Source organism: Oceanobacillus piezotolerans, assembly GCF_003665065.1.
Lineage (GTDB): Bacteria > Bacillota > Bacilli > Bacillales > Amphibacillaceae > Oceanobacillus > Oceanobacillus piezotolerans.
Genome location: NZ_RCHR01000002.1, coordinates 245,480 through 267,760, shown reverse-complemented (window position 1 = coordinate 267,760; position 22,281 = coordinate 245,480). Strand labels below are relative to the sequence as shown.

General features: G+C 37.4%; 21 protein-coding genes, 2 pseudogenes and 1 riboswitch. Of the genes and pseudogenes, 15 read left to right on the top strand and 8 right to left on the bottom strand.

Going from position 1 to position 22,281, the window contains the following annotated elements:
* Nucleotides 1-56: 56 nt before the first annotated feature.
* The 4 genes from D8M04_RS05700 (at nucleotide 57) to D8M04_RS05685 (ending at nucleotide 3,564) form a co-directional block, all read left to right on the top strand.
* Nucleotides 57-740 (top strand): YesL family protein, encoded by a 684-nt coding sequence (locus D8M04_RS05700; protein WP_246001128.1) that lies wholly within the window; start codon nucleotides 57-59, stop codon nucleotides 738-740.
* A gap of 16 nt (nucleotides 741-756) precedes the next feature.
* Complete coding sequence (locus tag D8M04_RS05695; protein ID WP_121521949.1) at nucleotides 757-2,418, top strand: glycoside hydrolase family 13 protein; 1,662 nt, start codon at nucleotides 757-759, stop codon at nucleotides 2,416-2,418.
* A 270-nt stretch (nucleotides 2,419-2,688) separates the two neighbouring features.
* Entirely contained in the window at nucleotides 2,689-2,892 is a 204-nt protein-coding gene (locus tag D8M04_RS05690) for a helix-turn-helix transcriptional regulator (protein WP_121521948.1), read from the top strand.
* Complete coding sequence (locus D8M04_RS05685; protein ID WP_121521947.1) at nucleotides 2,893-3,564, top strand: DUF3169 family protein; 672 nt, start codon at nucleotides 2,893-2,895, stop codon at nucleotides 3,562-3,564.
* A 139-nt stretch (nucleotides 3,565-3,703) separates the two neighbouring features.
* On the opposite strand, the gene D8M04_RS05680 is transcribed toward D8M04_RS05685, so the two are convergent.
* From D8M04_RS05680 to D8M04_RS05660, 5 genes are all read right to left on the bottom strand, one after another.
* Nucleotides 3,704-4,108, bottom strand: coding sequence for a GNAT family N-acetyltransferase (locus D8M04_RS05680; protein WP_121522376.1), 405 nt, complete (start codon nucleotides 4,106-4,108; stop codon nucleotides 3,704-3,706).
* Nucleotides 4,109-4,136: 28 nt separating this feature from the next.
* A complete protein-coding gene (locus D8M04_RS05675) occupies nucleotides 4,137-5,240 on the bottom strand; it encodes a threonine synthase (RefSeq protein WP_121521946.1) in 1,104 nt (367 codons plus the stop codon).
* 52 nt (nucleotides 5,241-5,292) lie between these two features.
* Nucleotides 5,293-5,667, bottom strand: a complete 375-nt coding sequence (locus D8M04_RS05670; RefSeq protein ID WP_121521945.1) for a RidA family protein — start codon at nucleotides 5,665-5,667, stop codon at nucleotides 5,293-5,295.
* Nucleotides 5,668-5,735: 68 nt separating this feature from the next.
* Entirely contained in the window at nucleotides 5,736-6,842 is a 1,107-nt protein-coding gene (locus tag D8M04_RS05665) for a D-TA family PLP-dependent enzyme (RefSeq protein WP_121521944.1), read from the bottom strand.
* A 33-nt stretch (nucleotides 6,843-6,875) separates the two neighbouring features.
* Nucleotides 6,876-7,523 (bottom strand): helix-turn-helix transcriptional regulator, encoded by a 648-nt coding sequence (locus tag D8M04_RS05660; RefSeq protein WP_121521943.1) that lies wholly within the window; start codon nucleotides 7,521-7,523, stop codon nucleotides 6,876-6,878.
* Nucleotides 7,524-7,724: 201 nt separating this feature from the next.
* Between D8M04_RS05660 and D8M04_RS20695 the strand changes: the two are divergent.
* From D8M04_RS20695 to D8M04_RS05650, 3 genes and pseudogenes are all read left to right on the top strand, one after another.
* Nucleotides 7,725-8,267 (top strand): annotated as a pseudogene (locus tag D8M04_RS20695) (protoglobin domain-containing protein); the annotation flags it as partial.
* Nucleotides 8,268-8,606: 339 nt separating this feature from the next.
* Nucleotides 8,607-9,023 (top strand): annotated as a pseudogene (locus tag D8M04_RS20690) (methyl-accepting chemotaxis protein); the annotation flags it as partial.
* A 274-nt stretch (nucleotides 9,024-9,297) separates the two neighbouring features.
* The gene (locus tag D8M04_RS05650; RefSeq protein WP_121521941.1) at nucleotides 9,298-9,543 is read left to right on the top strand and encodes a hypothetical protein; all 246 of its coding nucleotides are present in this window, start codon (nucleotides 9,298-9,300) and stop codon (nucleotides 9,541-9,543) included.
* Between the two features lie 233 nt (nucleotides 9,544-9,776).
* Here D8M04_RS05650 and D8M04_RS05645 read toward each other — a convergent pair whose 3' ends face one another.
* Complete coding sequence (locus D8M04_RS05645) at nucleotides 9,777-11,099, bottom strand: short-chain fatty acid transporter (protein ID WP_121521940.1); 1,323 nt, start codon at nucleotides 11,097-11,099, stop codon at nucleotides 9,777-9,779.
* A gap of 285 nt (nucleotides 11,100-11,384) precedes the next feature.
* Complete coding sequence (locus tag D8M04_RS05640; RefSeq protein ID WP_121521939.1) at nucleotides 11,385-12,317, bottom strand: aldo/keto reductase; 933 nt, start codon at nucleotides 12,315-12,317, stop codon at nucleotides 11,385-11,387.
* 258 nt (nucleotides 12,318-12,575) lie between these two features.
* On the opposite strand from D8M04_RS05640, the gene D8M04_RS05635 reads away from it, so the two are divergent.
* The 5 genes from D8M04_RS05635 (at nucleotide 12,576) to D8M04_RS05615 (ending at nucleotide 18,738) form a co-directional block, all read left to right on the top strand.
* Complete coding sequence (locus D8M04_RS05635) at nucleotides 12,576-14,288, top strand: methyl-accepting chemotaxis protein (RefSeq protein ID WP_121521938.1); 1,713 nt, start codon at nucleotides 12,576-12,578, stop codon at nucleotides 14,286-14,288.
* Nucleotides 14,289-14,446: 158 nt separating this feature from the next.
* Nucleotides 14,447-14,531: riboswitch (cyclic di-GMP riboswitch) on the top strand.
* A 108-nt stretch (nucleotides 14,532-14,639) separates the two neighbouring features.
* Nucleotides 14,640-15,281, top strand: a complete 642-nt coding sequence (locus D8M04_RS05630) for a helix-turn-helix transcriptional regulator (protein WP_121521937.1) — start codon at nucleotides 14,640-14,642, stop codon at nucleotides 15,279-15,281.
* Nucleotides 15,282-15,581: 300 nt separating this feature from the next.
* Complete coding sequence (locus D8M04_RS05625; RefSeq protein WP_121521936.1) at nucleotides 15,582-16,043, top strand: chemotaxis protein CheX; 462 nt, start codon at nucleotides 15,582-15,584, stop codon at nucleotides 16,041-16,043.
* A gap of 187 nt (nucleotides 16,044-16,230) precedes the next feature.
* Nucleotides 16,231-18,270 carry a chemotaxis protein CheA gene (locus D8M04_RS05620; protein ID WP_121521935.1) on the top strand — a complete coding sequence of 680 codons (2,040 nt, stop codon included), beginning with the start codon at nucleotides 16,231-16,233 and terminating at the stop codon, nucleotides 18,268-18,270.
* 18 nt (nucleotides 18,271-18,288) lie between these two features.
* Nucleotides 18,289-18,738, top strand: a complete 450-nt coding sequence (locus D8M04_RS05615) for a chemotaxis protein CheW (RefSeq protein WP_121521934.1) — start codon at nucleotides 18,289-18,291, stop codon at nucleotides 18,736-18,738.
* Nucleotides 18,739-18,810: 72 nt separating this feature from the next.
* Here D8M04_RS05615 and D8M04_RS20655 read toward each other — a convergent pair whose 3' ends face one another.
* A complete protein-coding gene (locus tag D8M04_RS20655; RefSeq protein WP_342772630.1) occupies nucleotides 18,811-18,945 on the bottom strand; it encodes an ion channel in 135 nt (44 codons plus the stop codon).
* An 88-nt stretch (nucleotides 18,946-19,033) separates the two neighbouring features.
* Between D8M04_RS20655 and D8M04_RS05610 the strand changes: the two genes are divergently transcribed.
* From D8M04_RS05610 to D8M04_RS05600, 3 genes are all read left to right on the top strand, one after another.
* Nucleotides 19,034-20,233, top strand: coding sequence for an MFS transporter (locus D8M04_RS05610; protein WP_121521933.1), 1,200 nt, complete (start codon nucleotides 19,034-19,036; stop codon nucleotides 20,231-20,233).
* 126 nt (nucleotides 20,234-20,359) lie between these two features.
* Nucleotides 20,360-21,544 carry an MDR family MFS transporter gene (locus D8M04_RS05605; RefSeq protein WP_121521932.1) on the top strand — a complete coding sequence of 395 codons (1,185 nt, stop codon included), beginning with the start codon at nucleotides 20,360-20,362 and terminating at the stop codon, nucleotides 21,542-21,544.
* The gene (locus D8M04_RS05600) at nucleotides 21,541-22,281 is read left to right on the top strand and encodes a Cof-type HAD-IIB family hydrolase (RefSeq protein ID WP_121521931.1); all 741 of its coding nucleotides are present in this window, start codon (nucleotides 21,541-21,543) and stop codon (nucleotides 22,279-22,281) included. Before D8M04_RS05605 ends, D8M04_RS05600 begins: the two co-directional genes overlap by 4 nt.

The window sequence follows — 22,281 nt, the reverse complement described above, 5'->3', positions numbered from 1 at the left end:
GACAACTAAATGAAGCGTACAATGAAAGCAATCGATAGCTTGAGGAGGATACAACATTGAAATATTCTAGTTTTATGAGCGGTATATATGCAGTTAGTGAGTGGATTATGCGATTTTCTGTGATTAATCTGCTCTGGATACTCTTTAATGTTCCGATTGCTTTCATTGTTATAAGTATTGTTTTTGCAAATTGTTCAGCAGATATACTGTTATTAATTCCACTTCTAATTATTCTACTGCCACTTTTATTTTTCCCTGCAACACAGGCTATGTTTGCCTCTACACGGGATTGGGTGTTAAAGCGTGAGGAAAAGGGGTTAATAAAAGGATTTTGGAACTATTATAAAGAAAATTATAAAAATAGCATGCTCGCTGGAATTATATTCACTGTCATGTGGACGATCTGGTATGTAGATTTGTATTATTTCAGCATGAATAATATTTTAATCATGTTTGTTATTGTTTTTATTGGGCTGCTGCTTTTTATCTATACCATTAACTATTTTTCTGTAAGTGTTCATTATGACTTAAACTTACGAACTCTATTGAAAAATGCTTTTTTAATCACTTTAGGCAGCCCAGCCTTGTCCATTGCAGTGTTGTTCATTACTGGCATTATCACCATTATCAGCACTCGTTTTATAGTACTTATTCCTTTCTTCTCTGGCTCAGCAATTGCATTTTTGTGCTTTTCAGCCTTTTACAGGCAATATCTTAAGTTACATGGAAAAATTAATTAGGTAAAGGGGGATTCTCATGAATAAGAGATGGTGGAAAGAAACCGTTGCATATCAAATTTATCCGCGCAGCTTTATGGATTCGAATGGGGATGGGATTGGAGATATTCAGGGTATCATTTCCAAACTGGATTACATACAGGAATTAGGCGTGGATGTCATTTGGATTTCCCCAATTTATCAATCTCCAAATGATGATAATGGCTATGATATTAGTGATTATCAGGATATTCTCGAGGAATATGGTACGATGGATGATTTTGAACAACTCTTAGATGAAGTTCATGACCGTGGAATGAAGCTGATTATGGACCTTGTGATTAACCATACGTCTGACGAACATCCTTGGTTTATAGAATCACGCAAATCAAAGGATAATGCCTATCGAGATTATTATATTTGGCACCCCGGGAAAAACGGAAAGGAACCAAATAATTGGGAATCCATATTCGGTGGATCTGCATGGAAATATGATGAGCTGACTGAAGAATATTATATGCATGTTTTCTCAGAAAAACAGCCTGATTTGAATTGGGAGAATCCTGTTGTTCGCGAAGAGCTATACAAGATGGTCAATTGGTGGCTGGATAAGGGAATCGATGGTTTCCGTGTGGATGCAATTTCACACATTAAGAAGACACCTGGATTTCCGGATATGCCGAATCCAAAGAAGAAAAAATATGTTCCTTCCTACAAAGGGCATATGAACCGTCCCGGGATTCAGGACTTTTTGCAGGAACTAAAAGAGAACACATTCAATAAATACGATATCATGACAGTCGGAGAAGCGAACGGGGTTAAGGTGGAGCAGGCAGATGATTGGGTTGGAGAAGAAAACGGGAAGTTTAATATGATATTCCAATTTGAGCATCTTGACCTGTGGGGCAAAGCAACAAATAACATACTAGATATTCATGCCTTAAAGGAAACGCTGACAAAATGGCAGGTTGGCTTGGAGGGGAATGGCTGGAACGCATTATTCTTAGAAAACCATGACCAGCCGCGGTCGGTTTCGACATGGGGTAATGATAAGGAATACTTAGTTGAATCTGCTAAGGCGCTGGCAACGATGTATTTTCTTATGCAAGGCACGCCATTCATTTATCAGGGGCAGGAGCTTGGTATGACCAATGTTGCATATCCATCGATTGATGATTATGACGATGTAGATGCGAAAAATTTCTATCACAATGAACTCGCAGAAGGGACACCGGTAGAGGAAATCATGAAGGTGATTTGGAAAACAGGTCGCGATAACGCTCGTACACCGATGCAGTGGAACAGAGAAGAGAATGCAGGCTTTACAACTGGTGATCCATGGTTAAAAGTAAATCCTAATTACCTAGATATTAATGTAGAGCATCAGCTTCAGGATCCAAATTCGGTTTATCAATACTATAAAAGCTTAATCAAATTACGCAGCGAAAATGAAGTATTTATTTACGGAAGCTACGAGCTTTTACTAGAAAATCATAATAGGATCTATGCATATACACGCACGCTGGCAGATGAAGTAATGCTAGTGCTTGTGAATTTATTCGATAAAAGAGCTGCGTTTAACTTGCCTGAGGAAATCCTGGCAATGGACTCTAAACTTGTGCTTGGAAACTATGCGAATATTCCGGACGGGTTTGAGTTAGAGCTTCGACCATATGAGGCAAGGGTTTATCGATTGAGTTAACAAAATAAAAGCAGTACTCGGCAGTTGGTCGGGTGCTGCTTTTTTGGGGTTAGAAAGTTTGCTTGATTTCGCGGAAATGTTAAAGTTTATATATTTACCACTACACACCTATTCGTTCGATTCATTGTATAAAGTTGGATATTTTCCGCAATAGTATTCATATATAAGATCTAATGACATTAATTATTATATTTTTGACAAATATGATTGTCAAAATGACTATTATTATATATAATTGTACTAGATAAAAATAATAGAAGGTGATAGGATTTGAAAAGTCGTTTAAAGGAGCTTCGAGCCCGTGAAGGCTATAATCAGACGCAGCTTGCTAAGCTCGCGAAGGTTTCTAGACAGACGATAAGCCTGATTGAACGCGGAGAGTACATGCCTTCATTACTGATCGCCGTTCGTATCGCACGTATTTTTAATGAACCTGTTGAAAATGTATTCCGGTTTGAAGAGGAGGAGTTTTAGATGAAATTTATATTGCAGTTTTTCATTAGTGGGGTTGCTGGTTTCTTTTCCGTGTATGTTCTAATGAGCTTTTCTGATGTTCATTTTGCTGGAGAAGTTACTGTGCTTGGCTTAATTGCTATTTCGATCATTCTAACCGCATTGAGTATCTTTCGGTTCCAAAAGATTAAATTATTAAACAAGCAAAACTTTAGCGGTGAGGAAGAGGATGAAGTGGAAGATAGAAAATATAAGATGTTTGCCGATTATTCTTTATTTGCAAATATCAGTTTTGTTCTTTCAATTCTTGCACTTAGCTTAAGTATTATTGTAACTCATAACGTAATCCTGACGATTGCATCCTTGATCTTACTTATTATTACCTATTTCTTGATCCATTATATGACGCGTTTAATGCAACATGTATATCCAGAACGTAATATACCAAGTAAATCTGACCCTGATTACGCTCAATCTGTACTGGATCTTGCAGATGATGGTGAAAAGCATGTTATCTTAGATGGGTTGTATAAATCACAAGGCTTACTAAATCTTTCACTAATTATTGCTATCTCACTAGCTACTGTTTATTCAGTGAGTGGCGAAGAATCTCAAATCTTTTCTATTATTCTGATGGCCATTGTACTTCTTGTTGTTAATGGTAAATATCTGTTAGTAATTCGAAATAAATAATGAAATTGAAAAAGGGGTAGCCTTACGGGCTCCCCTGTATAATAAAATACTTTGCTTACAACTGCTAGCCCTTTTCCATCTATTTTTTTAATAGTTGCTCTTTAGACTCCTGTATAGAATCCCCGCTAGTTATCCTGGACTATAGGTCACAGTCCATTATAATGTAGGATTTACCGCCTCTTGTAAAATGGCCGTCTGTTTCTTTTAAGCCAAATTTCTTATAAAAATCCACTTTATTCTTTCTTGCATTACACCAAATTCTCTTTAATCCTAATTGCTTTGCTTCCTTTATGACATCGTGTAACAATGCACTTCCGTACCCTTTGCCTTGTTCCGTTTGCAGTGTAGCAAATTTACGAAACTGCCCTTCCCCATTATCAATAAAAAGGGAAACCACTGAAATTAGTTTTTTATTTTTATAAAACCCATAATGCATACCTATATCATCATCTTCTAATTTTATAAAGTCAAAGGGCTTGTCTGGCCACATAACTTTATGTCTTAATTCCCAAGCCTTTTCCTTGCTAATTTTAGCAATCTCAATGTTCACAGCATCCTCCGACTGAAAATCTTTATTTTGATTTAATACCTGCTCCACAGAGGGGAATGATTATTCTCTCTTCTGGGGCTTTGTTGTATTTAATGTAACCAGCATAATTTGCTGCAGATGTTACTTCTACATAAAAACCTTTCTCGCTAAGCTGAGCTCGCGCACTTAGAATTTCATCCTCTTCAATGTCAATAAATTCCCCATTTGTCTTTCGGACAGCTTCTAAAATCTGTTTAGAACGTGGGGGTGCAGCAATCGCTATCCCTTCCGCCAAAGTACCTTTATTTGTGACTGGCTGTGCTGATTCGTTTCCCTGCTGATAAGCTTTCACGAGTGGCGCGCAGTTGGCTGCTTGAATGGCAACGATTTTTGGCATTTTTTTAATTAATTCATTTTCCAATAGCTCTTTAAAACCATAATATGTACCAAGCAAGAGTGTACCATTACCAACAGGGATTATTAACGTATCTGGCACATCCTGTAATTGCTCATAGATTTCATAAGCGTATGTTTTTGTACCTTCGTAGAAATAGGGATTATACACATGGCTTGCATAAAAAACTTTTTCGTTATCAACTGCTTTTTGGGCTTCGGCTGCAATGTCTTCCCGTGTACCATGAATTTTTTTAATAGTTGCACCGTGTGCTGCTATTTGAGCAATCTTTTTCGGTGAAGTTTCATTACTTAGATAAATGTCACATGAAATGTTGCAGCGTGCTGCATAGGCTGCAATAGCGGTACCAGCATTCCCACTGCTATCCGCGATCACTTTGGATACCGCTAGTTCCTTCGCCTTTGTCATTAAAACAGCAGCCCCACGATCCTTAAAGGATAGGGTAGGCATCATATAATCCACTTTAACGTATGTATTCGGTTCTTGTTCATCTAGAAGAACTAAAGGTGTTTGGCCCTCTCCCATGGTTACTTTTTCCCAAGTTGTTGAGTCTTTTGCGAATGCCATGGTTTCGAAATAACGCCATATCGAATTGGGATAGTTATTCCAAGCTGTGATATCTAATTTAGGTACTTCTTTTACTAAATCTAAAACGCCGCCACACGCGCATCTCCAAATCGTTGGGGTAATGTCATGTAGTTTTCCACAATGATTGCAACAATATTGCTCCATTATCTCTTCCATCCTTTCCCGTTAATCATTATCACACCAAGAAAATATAGAATTAAATATAGGCAATCGCATCGATCTCAATTTTGAATCCAAAATGCAATTCATTCGTTGGTACAACGGTACGAGCTGGCTTATGTTCACCAAAAAAATTTCTATAAACAGCATCCACTTTATCCCATAATTTTACATCTGGTATATACAGAGTCATACGCAGAATTTGTTCTTTATTACTTCCGGCTGCTTCTAATATCTTTTCTACATTTTTTAGAGCTTGTAATGTTTCTTCTTCAATCCGTCCAAATTTCTTCTCACGTGTTTCAGGATCAATGGAAAACTGGCCTGATACATATACGGTATCTTGATGAATCGTTGCTAAAGCATAATGTCCATTGGATTTTAAATTTCCTACTTCAAATATTTTCTTCAATGGTAACTCCCCTTTGTTTAAAATATATTTAGATACAATTAGTCAGGTGATTTACTTGTATTTTCGAGTTATTGCAATTTTCCTCTGCATTCTATTTGAATCTCCTCCAGAATGTTTCCATTTGAAACTAAGTAAGCTTTTTCGTGTAAATTAGAAACCGGGCAGATATGATTTGGAATAATCTGTACCTTATCACCGATGCTTACATTCCTGTTAAACTCTTTATGATAAATAATTGCATGTTCGTCAAAAACCCCATGGATGTATACATCATCAAATTCTTTAATTTTACCAAGCCCCTTTGTCGCGGTTATGCCTTCAGAGCGGGTTTGTGCAGTAATTCCTTTAGCACCTACATCTGTAATGACACGTTCATCTGTTGGTTTGCTGATAATGGTTGTAAGTACGGTTGCTGCACATTTTTCATAGGATTCAATTACATTAGATTGAGAGGCATCCATTAAAATATAAGTGCCAGGTCTTATTTCAGTGACTCCTTTAGGAATTTCAAAGTTTAATATAAATGGAGGGGTAGAGCCAATACTAACTATCTTAGGTTTTAAACCTATCTCCGTTGCTAATTCTGCAAAACGTAATGTTCGTCTTACACTTGCGTTATACCATTCTTTACATTCCTCTACATTTCTCGCTTTATAAGTATGGCCATCATGGGAAAATACCCCTTTAAAGTGGAGATGACGACTTTTCTTAATTGCATGTAGTAGAATATGAAAATCCTTCTCCTCAATAATACCCGAGCGATTTTCACCAACTTCAATCTCTACCAGCACCTGAGCTTTTTTTGCAGAACCCTGAAATACCGCTTCTATTTCATTTACTTGGTATAAACTATCGATTCCAAATGAAATATCGATAGACTCGGATAATTTTCGAATGCGCTGGATCTTTGATTTTCCAACTATTTCATTTGCTATAAATATATCTTTTAGCCCATTCTGTGCCATCACCTCAGCTTCACCTACTTTGGCAACTGTAATTCCAACAGCACCTTCTTTTTCCTGGAGTTTTGCCAGCTTAGGCATTTTATGGGTTTTCGTATGAGGACGTAAATGGACCTGGTTTGCTTCTGCATATTTTTGCATCGATTGAATGTTTTGATAGAGAATATCCTTATCAATTAAGAGTGCTGGAGTATCAATATCTAAGTAATTCATCTCTTTTTCCTCCTTATGCATTAAACGTATATGTTAATGCTTCTTTTTCACTTCATCTAAATAGCTATAAACTGTAACCTTTGAAATACCTAATTGTTCCGCAACTTTTTCAACCGCCCCCTTCATTAGAAAAATCCCTTTTTCTTCCATAAAGCGAATTAATTCTATTCTTTCATGACGCTTCATACCTAAATGAACGCTATTTTGTATAATTTGCTGAATCAATCCGTCTACAATTCCTTCTACATTGTCCATGTCAGAATTAGATTGTTCCCGAGTATCTTCTACTGCAACTGGCGTTGAAAGAAAAGCATCCATAAATTGTTTCATCTGCTGTAATGCTTCTACATTAAAGTTAATACAGAAAGCACCAATCACTTTTTGTTCTAGATCACGAATCAAAGTAGTGGATGAACGGATTGTCCGCTTGTCTTCTGTAACATAGGTATAACCAGATAAATAATCTTCCTTGAAGTCTTTCGACCGCAATACCGTTTTTACAAGATGGTCAAAGGATTGACCGACTTTCCTTCCTGTTACATGGTTATTTATCGTATACATGACAGAACTTCGTGGATTGGTTAAATCATGGATAACAATTTCACAATGGTTTCCAAACAGTTTAGCAGTGGATTTTGCTAAAGGAATATAGCTTTCCAGTATTTGTTTACTTCTCTCCATCACTTGTACCTCTCTGATTACACTGGTTATATTTATATAATAATTTATATAAATATAACAATTGTATACTTTTTTATATATTATAACTCAATTTTGATTTATTAGATAGATATATAATTTTAACTTGAACAGCATTTCCTAAACAATTATAAATAGATGGTCGATATATAAAAGATATAGAGTCTTTTGGGGGGCAATAGTATGATACTGAAGAGAAAGAGAAAAAAAGAAGAAACAAAATCGTTGTTAGCGTTGAGTAATGAAATGAATGCGATTGTAGAAGTAAGGAAAGACTCTGATCTAGAGAAACAGTTACAAATGCTCGATTTAAGTGAAGAGGATTTTGCAGTGGCGAAGGTTCTAAAGCCTTATGTTGAGCAGGATATAACTACAATTGTAGATGACTTTTACAAAAATCTGGAATATAATGAAGCGCTAATCCAAATTATTCAGGATCACAGTTCCTTTGAACGGTTGAAAAAGACATTAAGAAGACATGTAGTCGAAATGTTCGACGGTGAAATGAATGAAGCATTTATAGAAAGAAGGAAAAAAATAGCCTGTGTACATGTGAAAATTGGACTGACACAAAAGTGGTATATTGCTTCATTCCAAAAGTTATTTGATGGACTGCTTGGGGTTATTGTTAAAAATTTTGACCAGGAAGCGGACAAGGTGCAGGCGATTAAGGTGATAAATAAGATTTTAAACTTAGAACAGCAAGTCGTATTGGAAGCGTATGATGATGAGTTAGAACGGATTCGCAACGAAGAAAAGCGCAGTAAGTTAGTAATGAGGGAAGCATTAGAGCATACCTCTATGGAGCTTGCTGCATTGGCAGAAGAAACGAATGCCTCGATTCAGGCAATGACGTCACAGATTGAGGAAATCACAAATAACTCTAAATCTGGTACAGCTTTAGCAGAGGAAGCTAAACAAACAGCTGAAAAAGGGAAAAATCAATTAAGTATTATGAATGCATCCTTGAAGAATATGCATGAAAGCACAATGAAAGTTAGTAAAGATATGGGAAACCTTGAAGCGACCTCTACAGAGATTAACGATATTATTAATATCGTTAAAACCATTGCAGACCAGACCAACTTACTAGCATTGAATGCATCAATTGAAGCGGCGCGGGCTGGGGAGCATGGACGTGGATTTGCGGTAGTTGCCGAGGAAGTTCGCAAGCTTGCTGAGCAAACTGGGAATTCCGTGAAAGGTGTATCCGATCTCGTCAATCAAACCAATGAGCAAATTTTTAATAGTTCAGCTTCCATTCAGCAAGCTACTTCTCTTTTAGCTGAGGTGAAGGAGCATATGGAGCATACAGTTGATGCGTTCCAGCAAATTGATGAGACGATGGAAAAAACAAAGACAAGTAACCAAAATATTCAAGCGGACTTAGAAGCATTTGATTTGGCTATTCATGATATTGAACAATCGGCCGCAACGATATCTTATTCCGCAGAACAATTAAGTGAAATGATGGAAAAATAATGGAAGAGTGCTTTTACAGCACTCTTTTTCATTTATCTAAGGTAAGTTTTATAGAAAGCTTTCCTTATTTATAATAGATGAAGCAGGATGGATATAGTCTAAAAGTCAAGTAAAACAAACAATAACGTACAATAGTACTTAACTTACTAATAGTAATTCAATTATTTTTTGAAATACAGTTATTAAGACCTACTACGTGAGTCAAAATTCATTCCATTGTCACTTGTAGCTGTTTTCTAATGTGGGTATTCTAACAATATAGGAGGCGGAAGTGTTGACACAACAATTGATAGACGATTTGTTGGAGCTTATCACACTGTGGCTGGAAGATCTGGAAGAGATTAGAGCAAATGGTTATCAAACAGATAAATTAATTGCACAATTAGAGAAAAGGGCAGGCGATGTCGAGTCAGGTATCCTCGGTCTGGAAGAGAATATAAAACAAATCGACGCAGATATTCAAAAAGTGTTAAGCTGTAAGAGTAAGGCGAAGGATGAGAAGTACTTAAAAATTAGTTAATAAAAGCGTGCTATTGCAGGCTTGTTTTTTTACCCTGCAATAATTGATACGAAGCTCTCCCTTAGAGTATAAGAGGAGAGCTAGCATTGTATTGTTACCTCATATTCAGTGGAAATCCATTATAATGAAATACTCATAAATTGACCCCTGAGAGGTATATTAGTGCATCTCCGGGGTTATTTTCATTAAAGAGCGTAATACGATTATATGTATAATGTATCTTCCTTACTAGATTAAAAGATCAGAAGCCCTATAGTAATCGGGATAAAACTAAAGAATAAGATCATTACACAGAATCCCATAATATCCCGTACTTTCAAACCAGCAATAGCAAGTGCTGGCAAAGCCCAGAATGGTTGAATCATATTCGTCCAAGCATCGCCCCACGCTACTGCCATCGCCGTTTTAGCAACATCTGCATTTAATTTTAATGCTGCATCAATCATTATTGGTCCTTGGATAGCCCATTGTCCTCCACCAGATGGGACAAAGATGTTAACAAGGCCAGCACTTATAAAGGTTAGGAATGGAAGTGTATAATCCGTTGCTATATTTACAAAAAATATAGACATTTGCTCTGATAATCCTGAACCCACCATCATTCCCATAATCCCAGCATAGAAAGGAAATTGAATAATGATTGGGCCAGCATTCTTCACGCCATCAGATATGGTATCCAGGAATCGTTTAGGTGTTCGATGGAATAAAATTCCTAGAAAAAGAAATATAAAGTTGACTATATTGATATTTAAATCAAATCCACTTGTTGCAAAATAATAGAAGGTAAATACAAGTCCCATTATACCAATAAGAAGTGAAACAAGCTGACTGTTTTCCAGTTTCTCAGCAGGAGTTCCCGCTTGAATAATTTCATTGGTTTCCTCTTTTTCGGGAGGCAGGAAGGATGTATTGTCTATTTTGTTCACGTTATTCGTTGACTTCAATAAATAGCGGTTAAAGAGAGGCAATGTAATTAAAAATGCGATAACAGTAAAGATATTAAAAGGGCTGAGTAATGTTTCGATAACTGGAATAGTTCCCATTGTTTCTTCTAAAAAGTGTCCTGGTGTTGCAATCGTGAGTGGAATAGAAGCGGATAAGCCCCCATGCCATACAAGGAAACCACTATAGGCACTAGCAATTAAAACCCGGTAATCAACCGTTGGTACTCTTCTTGCAACATGAATGGAAAACAATGCACCGATAACTAGTCCAAATCCATAGTTTATTAAACAAGCTATTGATGCAACAAATGTAACGAGCATCACGGCCTGCGCAGGTGTCTTTGCAAGTGTACTTAGCTTGACTAATATATTTTTAATAACTGGAGTGTTGGCTAAAATATATCCCGTTACTACGATTAAAGACATCTGCATGGTAAAAGACAATAAATCCCAAAATCCTGATCCCCAATAATCAACCATTTGTACTGGGCCACTATCTGTGAACAGAACACCTACTAAATAGACAAAAAATGTTAATATAATGGCAAATAGAAAGGCGTCTGGCAGATAACGCTGAACGATTCGATCAAAAAATGATGTGAGAGTTTTCACTACTATTTCTCCTCCTTAGTTGAATTCGCTTTCAACCCATTATAATATGTTGGTATTTATTTGAAAAGTCGTAAGAGGTAGAAAAATGTTTATTTTGGGTCTTATAAATTTTGATTTTTAATGAATCAAGTCGAATTATAGCGGTGATTTTTTGTTTTGCCCTAATGAGAATCGGTCAGGATTGCTGTGATGGTCGAAGGGAATGGGGCGGTAGTGAAAGCGTCACAAAGGATTTTTTCCAACAATTAAAAAAAGGAAAAGCCAAAAGCTTTTCCTATTCATCACCTAAGCAAAAATTTGATCAATCTCATCGATTTCTGCTTGTGTCAATTTCACATCTAATGTTTTCAGGTTGCTAAGAACTTGGTCGCTGCGTTTAGCTCCAGGAATAATCGCATCAATGACATCTCTGGTTAAATACCAAGCAAGTACAACATGAGCTACTTCTGCTTCTTTCGTATTTGCGATGCTGCGGATCTTATCTACTTTTTCCAGGTTTTCAAGGAATGCCTCTCCCTGGAAGTATGGCAAGCCCTTACGAAAATCATCAAACTTGGAATCCTTGTTATATTTTCCAGCTAATAGACCGGAAGCTAGTGGGAAATAAGGAACAAAGGAAATATTTTGCTGTTCTAAGTATGGAAACAATTCTTTTTCCGCCTCTCGATTTAAAAGATTATATTCACCTTGGAACACATCAACGTATCCGTCTTGGTTTGCATCTTTCACTTGCTCAGGAGAGAAGTTTGATAATCCAATTACTCGGATTTTTCCTTCTTGTTTCAATTCGTATAACGCACCAACCGCTTCTGCTTTTGGTGTGTTTTCATCTGGATAATGAAGGTACATTAAGTCAATATAGTCTGTTTGAAGACGTTCCAAACTCTTCTCTACTTCTTCTTTTAAAAAGGAAGGATTATTATCCATCACCATTTCATTGCCTACAAATTTTGGTCCGATTTTCGTAGCAAGTACAAGTTCGGAACGTTTTCCGCTCTCCTTTACTACTTCACCAAGTAATTCTTCAGAACGGCCTGGGCCATATAAAAAGGCGGTGTCTAAAAAATTCAAACCATTATTAATGGCAGTATGAACCAATTCTTTACCAGTTTCTTCATCTAAGTTCGGGTAAAGGTTGTGACCGCCTACTGCGTTTGTACCTAATCCGATAGGGTTGACAACTAAATCCGATTTACCAAGTTTTACTCTATTTGTCACCTGAAACCATCTCCTTTTTAGTTGCTGTTTTCCTCATACAGGCAAGAAAACTTTATAAAGAGGAAAAGTTCATGCCTTACGTCCACCTTAAATTATCTTCAGAACCGATGCAATGGAGAGCACTTCTGTTTCAATATTTGAAACCTGTTCGGTATTCAAGCGGGGTATAATCTAAAAATTATGAGATATTTCCACCCTATACATAAAATTTTTATATATCCGATAGTAAAGTTAGATTAATCGATTGAGGTGGAAGAAATGAAAAGAAAAAAGAAAGTGAACAAGCGATTTCAATTTAAAAGTATTCGCTCGAAACTATTAGCTGGGTTTTTAACGGTAAATATATTATTTATGCTATTGTCGTTATTTAATATTTTTGCTATCTACAAATTAAATAAAGATACAGAGGAAATTATAGATTATCAGCTGGAATTATTAATATTAGATGAGCAGCTAGCATTAAATATGGCGGAAAGAACGGCATTGCTGCGCGGGTATCTTTTATACGAAGATCCTGCCCTCCGTGATCAGTTTGTCTTATCAACCGAAGAAACGATAGAATTAGAGAATCAATTACTAGGATTAAATGATAGTGAGCAAACGAAAGAGCTTATTAATAAAAAAATCGAGTGGGGTACCCTAACCGATACGGTGATTACTGAATTTGAAAATGGCGACCAAGAGTATGCATTGGCCTTAATGGATACGGAAGTATTACCACTTGAAACTGAAATCACCGGAGAATTTAAAGAAGCTGCAGCGGGCAGAGAAGCGATAATTAAAGAACTTGGGAACAATATGATAGAAATGGGAAGTAATATTTTCTTGTTAAGTTTAGTTGTAACGCTAGTGATTATGATTATTAGTGTGGCAGTTATCCTTATTACCTCTCGTAGTATAACTAAACCAATCATTGCGGTAATGAACCGGATGAAACAGCTTTCTCAAGGCGAGTTAAATGTAGAACCTCTTGAAGCTACAACTAAGGATGAGGCTGGACAGTTAGTAGTGGCAACCAATGAAATGACTGCACAAAATAGAGAAGTTCTTTTAAAAATTCAAGACACAGCAACAACCCTTTCTTCTCAAGGGGAAGAATTAACGAATGCTGCCAGCGAAGTAAAACAGGGAACAGATCAAGTGGCAAGTACCATGCAAGAAATGGCTTCTGGGGCAGAAACTCAGGCAAACAGTGCATCAGACTTAGCATCTAAGATGACTGTCTTATCTAATGAAGTGCAAGAAGCAAATGAACGTGGGAAGAATATTCAGCTATACTCTGATAAAGTGCTAGATTTAACGGATACGGGAAGTAAGCTCATGGAAGATTCTAACCAACAAATGATGAAGATTAACGAAATAGTGAAAGAAGCAGTTGCAAAAGTGGATGGATTAGAAGTACAATCCCAGCAAATTTCGAAGCTTGTTTCGGTTATTCAGGAAATTGCAGATCAAACGAATCTATTGGCATTAAATGCAGCAATTGAAGCAGCACGAGCTGGAGAGCATGGCAGAGGATTTGCGGTTGTAGCTGATGAAGTTCGTAAACTAGCAGAACAAGTATCCAATTCCGTTCAAGATATTACAAGCATCGTTAGCAATATCCAAACAGAATCAAGCAATGTAACGGATTCTCTAAAAGGCGGCTACACAGAAGTGGAAAAAGGAACAGAGAAAATTAATACAACATCTGATATGCTGGAGAATATTAGTCAATCAGTTAGGAAAATGGTCCAGGATATTACGGTTATTTCGGATAATCTATCAAATATCACCGTAAATACGGAATCCATGGATACATCCATTAATGAAATTGCTTCCGTGTCTGAAGAGGCTGCTGCTGGTGTTGAGCAGGTTGCTGCATCCTCTGAACAAACGAGCAGTTCCATGGATGAGGTAACTTCAAGCTCTGAACAGCTTGCAGTATTATCTGAGGAATTAAATGAAATGGTACGTCAATTTAAGTTATAAAAAAGAAGGGGAATATTTCCCTTCTTTTCTTGTTTTAGGAAAAATGAAAATTCTTAACAACGAAGAGTTTTCCTATAAAATTCAACTTATTTTAAGTTGTTTAATAGAGTGAAAACTTCCTTATTATGGTACACTAGCATATGAAAAGAATCACAACATGTTGATAAGGGCAAACTATCTCGAAAGAATAGGACGCAAAGCCAAGGGTCTAAGGTCAAAGACTATGATAGCCTGGTTGCCAAAAGTGATAAATAGACTTTATTATTTTGGCTATTCTTTATATACGAGAATAGTTTTTTTGATTCATGGTGATTGCTAGCAGAAAAACATAGATTATAGGGGAATGATAGCATGAGTCATATTGCGTTAATTAAAGAGAAGGGCTTAATTCGTGAATCAATTATAGGAATTCTACAGGAAAAATTACCAGAGCATACTTTCCGCGCTTATACCTCTGAAGAAGTAACAGATTTTTATCAAAACAGGTGTGATCTGCTTATAATTGATATTGATGCAGCAGTCGAAGTATTTGATCTCATATCTTATTGTAAAAAAGAAAACATCAAAGTAGCTGTATGGATAGCTGCTATAGAACGAGAACAAGTTGTCCCATTCTTGGAAATGGGCTTGGAAGGGTATTTTTATAATGGAATGGAAACGGTGGAGGTTTGCCTCGCTATTAATGCCATGTTAAACGATGAGAATTATGTCCATTCGCGTCTTGCAACCCTTTTAATTGATGAATACGTTTATTCAATTAAACGGACCTCCTCGATGAAGAAACAACGACCAGTAAATCTATTAACACAGCAGGAGTGGAATATACTCGAGCAAATAGCAAAAGGCGAGAAGAACGAAAACATTGCAAAAAATCTATTTATCTCAAGCAACACAGTAAACAGTCATGTAAGCTCTATCTTGAAAAAGCTAAATGTATCTGATAGAACAAGTGCAGCGGTGTTGGCTGTGAAACAGAAATGGATTTCTGTCTAAGACCTATCCCAAGTGGAGGGTCTTTTTTTATGATTGAGAAAAGAGTACACCTTGCAAACAAATCTAAACGAAAGTATTTTTTAGGACAAAGTTTATAGGAACATTTACTCAAACTTTTCGTAAAATCCCAATAATATCTCACGGTTTTTTCATGATTGTTTGCAAAGTCTCTTCATTTTCTCTTATAAAATCCGATATTAAAAGAAATAGTTCCAAATTACTACCTTATACAATCGAATCCTTTACTGTGTGATGGGATTTTTGAAGGAGTAACACTGAAGCACAAAAGGAGAAGATAGGATGTCAGTATCAGTAGAAGAAAGGAATCGTTTGGTCCTTCATTTATTAAATGGAACCAGCTCGTCTTTAAAAACGATTGTACCAATCCAGCACAAGCTATCAAAGCCTCAATTACTTGGCAAATTAATTCATTTTCAATTTGGTGTATTAATAGGTTTCACAGGTGATGTAAAAGGACGATTGATTATCGACGGAGATCAGTCCGTATTCCAGGCAGTAGGAGAATCCATGTTTGGGATGTTTTTAGAAGGAGAAATGTTAACTTCTTTTAGTGGAGAACTTGGCAACATGATTGCAGGCAATCTTTCAACAAACATCATCCAGAATGGATTGAAGACAGACATTACGGCACCAACTGTAATGGAGGGAGATACAACCATTTCAGGGTATTCAAGTGCTATTTATATGGCTGCAGATTTTGAACAAGCTGGTAAGCTTGGGATTCATTTATTAATTGATTAATTAAATTAGAATGCAGGGTGCTAGTTGCAACCCTGCATTTTTATTACACAGAATTGCAATGTTTTTTAGGTCAGTTCTTTAAGATAGTTAGTTTTTGACCGATATAGAAAGTAGGTCAAAGCTACTAAATTTATAGTAATATAACGGTATACATAGTAGACGATAAAGTTTAGAAAGGAATTATCATATGAATACGGATCAATATTTAGACGTTTTCTTGGATGAGAGTCGTGAGCATTTGCAAGCCGTGAACGATAATATCCTTGAATTAGAGAAACAACCAGAAAATCTTGACTTAGTGAATGAAATTTTCCGTTCTGCTCATACATTAAAAGGGATGGCGGCAACGATGGGCTATGAAGATATTGCTTCATTAACACATAAAATGGAGAATGTGCTGGACCGAATTCGTAATCGCCAACTTTCGGTTACAACCGAAGTGATTGATATTATTTTCGTAGCAATTGAATACCTAGAGGACATGGTGGGTTCCATAAGTGATGGGAATGATGGGAAAAAAGACGTATCAGAGCTTGTTGCGCGCTTGCAGCAAGTAGAAAAAGGGGAAGCAGCTCCTGATTTAACAGACACAACTACTGCAAAAAATGAGGCAGCTGTTACATTAGAGATGGAAACAGCCCAGCAGATGGATATTGATTTGGATGAATTTCAATTGGAGGTCATTCACCAAGCTAAAGAACAAGGCTTCTTTGGTTACTTAATGACTGTTTCTCTATCAGAGGATAGTATTTTAAAAGGCGCTCGCGCCTATATGGTATTTGAAATCATAGAGAAAATGGGAGAAATCATAAAAACAACTCCTGCAGTGGAAGAGATTGAGGAAGGAAACTTTAGTGGAGAATTTGCATTTGTCTTTCTAACTAAAGAAGAAGCAGAGAAGATTAAAGCGTTGGTTTACAAAGTTTCAGAGGTGGAGCATGTTGAAGTTTCTAGCTTTTCTACTACAGGGGTGAAGGAAGAACAGAACTCAGTTGAGAAAGAGAGAGCAGCGGTTGAAGTTAAGAACCCTGAGAAAAAGGAAGCGACGCAAGAAGAATCGAAGCACCATCAAACGAAAACAATTCGTGTAAACCTAGAGCGAATTGATGACTTATTGAATATATTTGAAGAGGTTGTCATTGATCGTGGTAGATTGGAAGTTATCTCTGAAGGAATGGACAACCAGGAATTAAAAGAAACGGTCGAGCATTTAAGCAGGGTATCCTCAGAAATGCAAAGTCTTATTCTTTCTATGCGTATGGTACCTATTGAACAAGTGTTTAATCGCTTCCCACGTATGATTCGCGGATTGGCAAAAGATTTAGATAAGCAGATTAATCTTGAAATCATTGGAGCAGATACAGAGCTGGACCGGACAGTTATTGACGAGATTGGTGACCCACTTGTTCACTTAATCCGAAATTCGGTGGACCATGGAATTGAAAAGCCAGAAGTACGTCTTGCGTCAGGAAAAGCGGAAGAAGGAAAATTAACACTTCATGCATATCACAGTGGTAACCATGTGTTTATTGAGATTGAGGACGACGGAGCAGGGATTAATCGTAACAAGGTTCAAGCAAAAGCTATTGAGAAAGGACTTGTCACGTTGGAAGAAGCAGAGTCAATGACTGATGTTGAGATTGCTCAATTTATTCTGGCATCAGGCTTTAGTACAGCGGATAAGGTTTCTGATATTTCCGGTCGTGGTGTTGGTCTAGACGTTGTAAAGAGCAAAATTGAATCCCTTGGTGGTCAGATAAATATTGAAACCAAAGAAGGAAGCGGAAGTATTTTCTCTATCCAATTGCCACTTACACTTTCTATCATTGCAACATTATTAGTGAAGGTAAGTAGTGAGACATACGCGATACCGTTATCTTCTATTATTGAAACTGTATTGCTTGATGAAAGTCAAATAATGACAGCACATGGAAAACCTGTTATGGACTTCCGGGGACAAGTTATCCCACTAGTTTCCTTAAGCGATATCTTCCAAGTACCAGCGATAGAAGAGAATGAAAATACTGATACGTATACTGCGATTGTTGTAGTGAAAAAAGGCGACAAATTAACAGGGCTGATTGTTGATTCTTTTATCGGTCAAAAGGAAGTTGTACTAAAATCCTTAGGCAACTATTTACGTGATGTATTCGCCATTTCTGGTGCAACGATTCTTGGTGATGGAGAGGTAGCCTTAATTATCGATCCGAATGCACTGATTATATAAGAATTGGAGGCTTTATACATGAAATATGTTATTTTTACCCTACAGGACCAATCCTTTGCAGTGAACGTTGATCAAGTAATTTCAATTGAACGCCTCCAGGAGATTACGATGATTCCAAGGACCTCTGCCTTTATTAAGGGGGTCACAGTGATTCGTGGGGTTACAACTCCCATTATTGATTTAAAAGAACGGCTATGGGTAGATGAAACGGCGCAGACTGATGATACTCGAATACTGGTCGTTCATATTCAAGGAATGCAGATTGGATTCATTATTGATGCTGCGACCGCGGTGATGGATATTGATGAGGCTGTGATAGAACCGGCACCACAGATTGCAACTGGTACAGGTGAAACATTCATAAAGAGTGTCGCGAACTTAGAAGATGGTTTGCTAATGATTTTAGATTTAAATACAATGGTGAACCCATTGGAGAAGCAGGAATTAGAGGAAGTTGCTGCAAAGTAATAACAATAAAAAGATAGGTGCAGTCCAGTTTTGAGACTGCACCTATCTTTATTTCTAATTTATAAATGTTCATCAATCATCTTTTAAAGAATCCAATGCTTTCGTAAAGTAAGCCGTGGGCAATAGCATTCCCAATGCAGATTGGATTATTGTGAAGAATCGAACAGGGCCAATAGGAATCATATTACCATACCCTACTGCGAACATATTATTAAATTCGTAATTTTCGTTACTGTATAACAAGTAATACTGTATGATTACCTTATATAACAGTACACAGGAAGTGAAGAAAAGCATGCAGGAGAAATATACCATTGGGGATTTTTACTTTTGGAAGATAACGATTAGCTTGGCATTTGCGTCGTTTTTCGTATTCGCGGCAATGTATGTGGTACAGCCATTGCTTCCAGTTTTTGTCGAAGAATTTGGTATTTCCATTAATACAGCAAGCTATTCCTTATCGCTTACAATTATCGGTCTAATCATTGGTTTAATACTATTAGGTTTCTTTTCAGATAGAATAGGAAGAACCATATTTATTAAATTCTCATTAATTGGTTCTGTTATTCCATTCTTTCTGTTGCCCTTAATCGATTCATTTTGGTTTATCTTAGTAGGGAGGCTTGTTCAAGGCTTTGCACTTGCAGGGTTGCCTGCAGCATCGATTGCCTACTTAAATGAAGAAATGGATCGGAGAAGCGTCGGCGTTGCGACCGCTCTTTACATATCGAGTAATGCTTTGGGTGGGATGGCAGGTCGGGTCATAACAGGTTATATCGCCGATCAATATTCATGGGAAAACGCCTTTTATTTTTTTGGCATACTGGGCTTCGTTCTTATATTCGCCGTTTTGTTTACCCTGCCAAAGTCACACAACTTTGAGCCAACCAATGAAACCTTTCGTAAGGACATTGAGGGTTTTTTCTTTCACCTAAAAAATCCAAGTCTAGTATTAGTAATTGGAATGGGGATTGTGCTGCAATTGTCCTTTACAGGAATATGGACATATTTGCCATTTCATTTGGAAGGAGAGCCTTTTACCTTATCCCTTGAAGCCATCTCCTATATGTATTTTGCTTATGCATTAGGTATCGTTGGTTCGCCGATTGCTGGATGGTTTTCAGGAAGATTTGGATTAAATTCTGTTAGGAATGCCGGAATATTTACGATGGTGGTTGGGATTTTCGCAACGTTTAGCCAATCTCTTGTGGTGATTATTATTGGGTTGTGTGTATTGTGCTTGGGGTTTTTCATGGCTCATTCATTGACAGCAACCTCAGTTGGAGAGAAGGCTACACATCATAAAGGCAGTGCATCCAGTCTTTATCTTGTTGCCTATTATATTGGAGTTACCCTGGGCAGCTCAGCTATTAGTCCGGTATGGGAAGGGGCAGGTTGGCATGGGGTTCTTTTGCTAACCGGTATTCTTCCGATAGCTTATCTGCTATTTGTAAATTTGATGTTAAGAAGGGTAAGGGGACATCGTGGATCCTAGCGGAAATATATAGCCACCCTTATTAGTGAACTATCATACAATGTAATTTACTATACTTTTACTTTACGTCTCCTTCCCTATTGTATTAGAATAACGAAGGATAATGAACAAGGGAAGAGTGATAATATGCCAAAGCAAATCTGGCTATTAATAATAGCAACAACGATTAACGTAACTGGTGGCTCCATGCTGTGGCCGCTAAATACCATTTACATGCATAATGAACTTGGTAAAAGTTTAGCTTTTGCTGGGTTCATTTTAATGTTTAACCAGGGTGCAAACATGGTGGGAAACCTCATCGGTGGCAGCTTATTTGATAGATACAGTGCTTATCGGACACTTCTGTATGGGACGTTGCTTTCCCTCCTTTCAGCCATTGGTTTAGCCTTTTACCATAGTGTCATTCCATATACTATCTTTTTACTATTAATGGGCTTCGGAACTGGAGTGACATGGCCAGTTATGTATGCGATGGCGGGTTCTATATGGCCAGAAGGCGGTCGCCGCACATTTAATGCCATTTATGTGGCTCAGAATTTAGGCGTTGCATTAGGTGCGACAGTTGGAGGATATATTGCTAGTCTTTCTTTTGATTATATTTTTATAGCGAATGCAGCTTTATTCTTCTTGTTTTTCCTTATTGTCGTCTTTACCTTTAAGAATTTCGATAATTTACAGGATAGGCAGATGCACACTTCTGTTATTGAACAAAGCGGAAAAATCAATGACAGGACTGCATTTGTTTCTTTATTAATTCTATGCAGCGGCTTCCTAGTAATCTGGGTCGCATACACTCAATGGCAGGCAACCATTGCACCATATACCCAAGCAATTGGAATCCCATTAGAGCAGTATAGTACGCTTTGGGCGATAAACGGTTTTCTTATCGTTTTGTCGCAACCTTTGATACAATGGATAACAAGGGTAATACCTTCTCCTAAGAAGCACATCTATATTGGAACAGGGATTATGATCATCTCGTTTCTTATTGCGATGAACGCTGCGGACTTTACGATGTTTGCAGTTGCAATGGTCATTTTAACACTAGGGGAAGTGTTAATGTGGCCGGCATTTCCTACGCTTGCTAACGAACTTGCACCAAAAGGAAGAGCTGGATTTTATCAAGGGCTGGTGAACAGTATTGCGTCAGTAGGCAGAATGATCGGACCATTGCTTGGAGGAGTTATTGTCGATACTTTGAATATGGAAATATTATTCTACGTAATAATGGGAATCTTGTTTATCCCCTTTATCACCACATTCTTGTTTGATAAAGGGAGAAACAGTGAAAAGCAAGGAGTGGAATCATGACTAAAGAAGTAAAGCTAATCGCACTTGATATGGATGGTACATTGCTAACAACAAAACACGAAGTATCTCCCCGTACAAAGCAGGCAATTGAAAAGGCAATGGAAAAAGGCGTTGACGTTGTTTTAAGTACAGGGCGCGGTATTGGGGCCTGTTATCCTTATGCAGAGGAATTAAATCTAACCTCGTATTTAGTTACAGCAAATGGCGGGCAAATCTGGACAATGGAGAAAGAGCTGTTGGATGAGCATTTGCTTGAAACAGCAACCATTGAAAAATTATGGAATATTGGACGCGCCCAGGGTGTATTTATGTGGATGATTTCGACAGAGGGTGTATTCACCAATGAAGCTCCAGATAACTTTTATGATTATAAATGGCTAAAATTCGGCTGTCAGACCGATGACAAAGAAAAGCTGGATTATATGGTGAAAGAACTTTCTTATTTTGAGGAGCTTGAATTAACTAACTCCCTCCCAACGAATATAGAAGCGAACCCTAAAGGGGTAAGTAAAGCAAAGGCACTCCACTTCCTTTGTGACAAAATGGGTATTACCATGGACAACGTCATGGCTTGTGGTGATAGTTTGAACGATATTAAAATGATTCAGGAAGCTGGAATCGGGGTAGCGATGGGTAATGCCCAGGAAGCCATTAAGAATGTTGCGAAGTATGTAACAGATACTAATAATAATGATGGGGTAGCAAAAGCGATAGAGAAATTTGTATTGGATAATTAA

Bases quoted from the DNA above. Each gene is read 5' to 3' on its own strand.
- D8M04_RS05685 (WP_121521947.1), top strand. From the start codon at position 2,893: ATGAAATTTATATTGCAGTTTTTCATTAGTGGGGTTGCTGGTTTCTTT.
- D8M04_RS05610 (WP_121521933.1), top strand. From the start codon at position 19,034: ATGCAGGAGAAATATACCATTGGGGATTTTTACTTTTGGAAGATAACG.
- D8M04_RS05665 (WP_121521944.1), bottom strand. From the start codon at position 6,842: ATGAATTACTTAGATATTGATACTCCAGCACTCTTAATTGATAAGGAT.
- D8M04_RS05615 (WP_121521934.1), top strand. From the start codon at position 18,289: ATGAAATATGTTATTTTTACCCTACAGGACCAATCCTTTGCAGTGAAC.
- D8M04_RS05630 (WP_121521937.1), top strand. From the start codon at position 14,640: ATGAGTCATATTGCGTTAATTAAAGAGAAGGGCTTAATTCGTGAATCA.
- D8M04_RS05605 (WP_121521932.1), top strand. From the start codon at position 20,360: ATGCCAAAGCAAATCTGGCTATTAATAATAGCAACAACGATTAACGTA.
- D8M04_RS20655 (WP_342772630.1), bottom strand. From the start codon at position 18,945: ATGTTCGCAGTAGGGTATGGTAATATGATTCCTATTGGCCCTGTTCGA.
- D8M04_RS05620 (WP_121521935.1), top strand. From the start codon at position 16,231: ATGAATACGGATCAATATTTAGACGTTTTCTTGGATGAGAGTCGTGAG.
- D8M04_RS05675 (WP_121521946.1), bottom strand. From the start codon at position 5,240: ATGGAGCAATATTGTTGCAATCATTGTGGAAAACTACATGACATTACC.
- D8M04_RS05600 (WP_121521931.1), top strand. From the start codon at position 21,541: ATGACTAAAGAAGTAAAGCTAATCGCACTTGATATGGATGGTACATTG.
- D8M04_RS05635 (WP_121521938.1), top strand. From the start codon at position 12,576: ATGAAAAGAAAAAAGAAAGTGAACAAGCGATTTCAATTTAAAAGTATT.
- D8M04_RS05625 (WP_121521936.1), top strand. From the start codon at position 15,582: ATGTCAGTATCAGTAGAAGAAAGGAATCGTTTGGTCCTTCATTTATTA.
- D8M04_RS05660 (WP_121521943.1), bottom strand. From the start codon at position 7,523: ATGGAGAGAAGTAAACAAATACTGGAAAGCTATATTCCTTTAGCAAAA.
- D8M04_RS05695 (WP_121521949.1), top strand. From the start codon at position 757: ATGAATAAGAGATGGTGGAAAGAAACCGTTGCATATCAAATTTATCCG.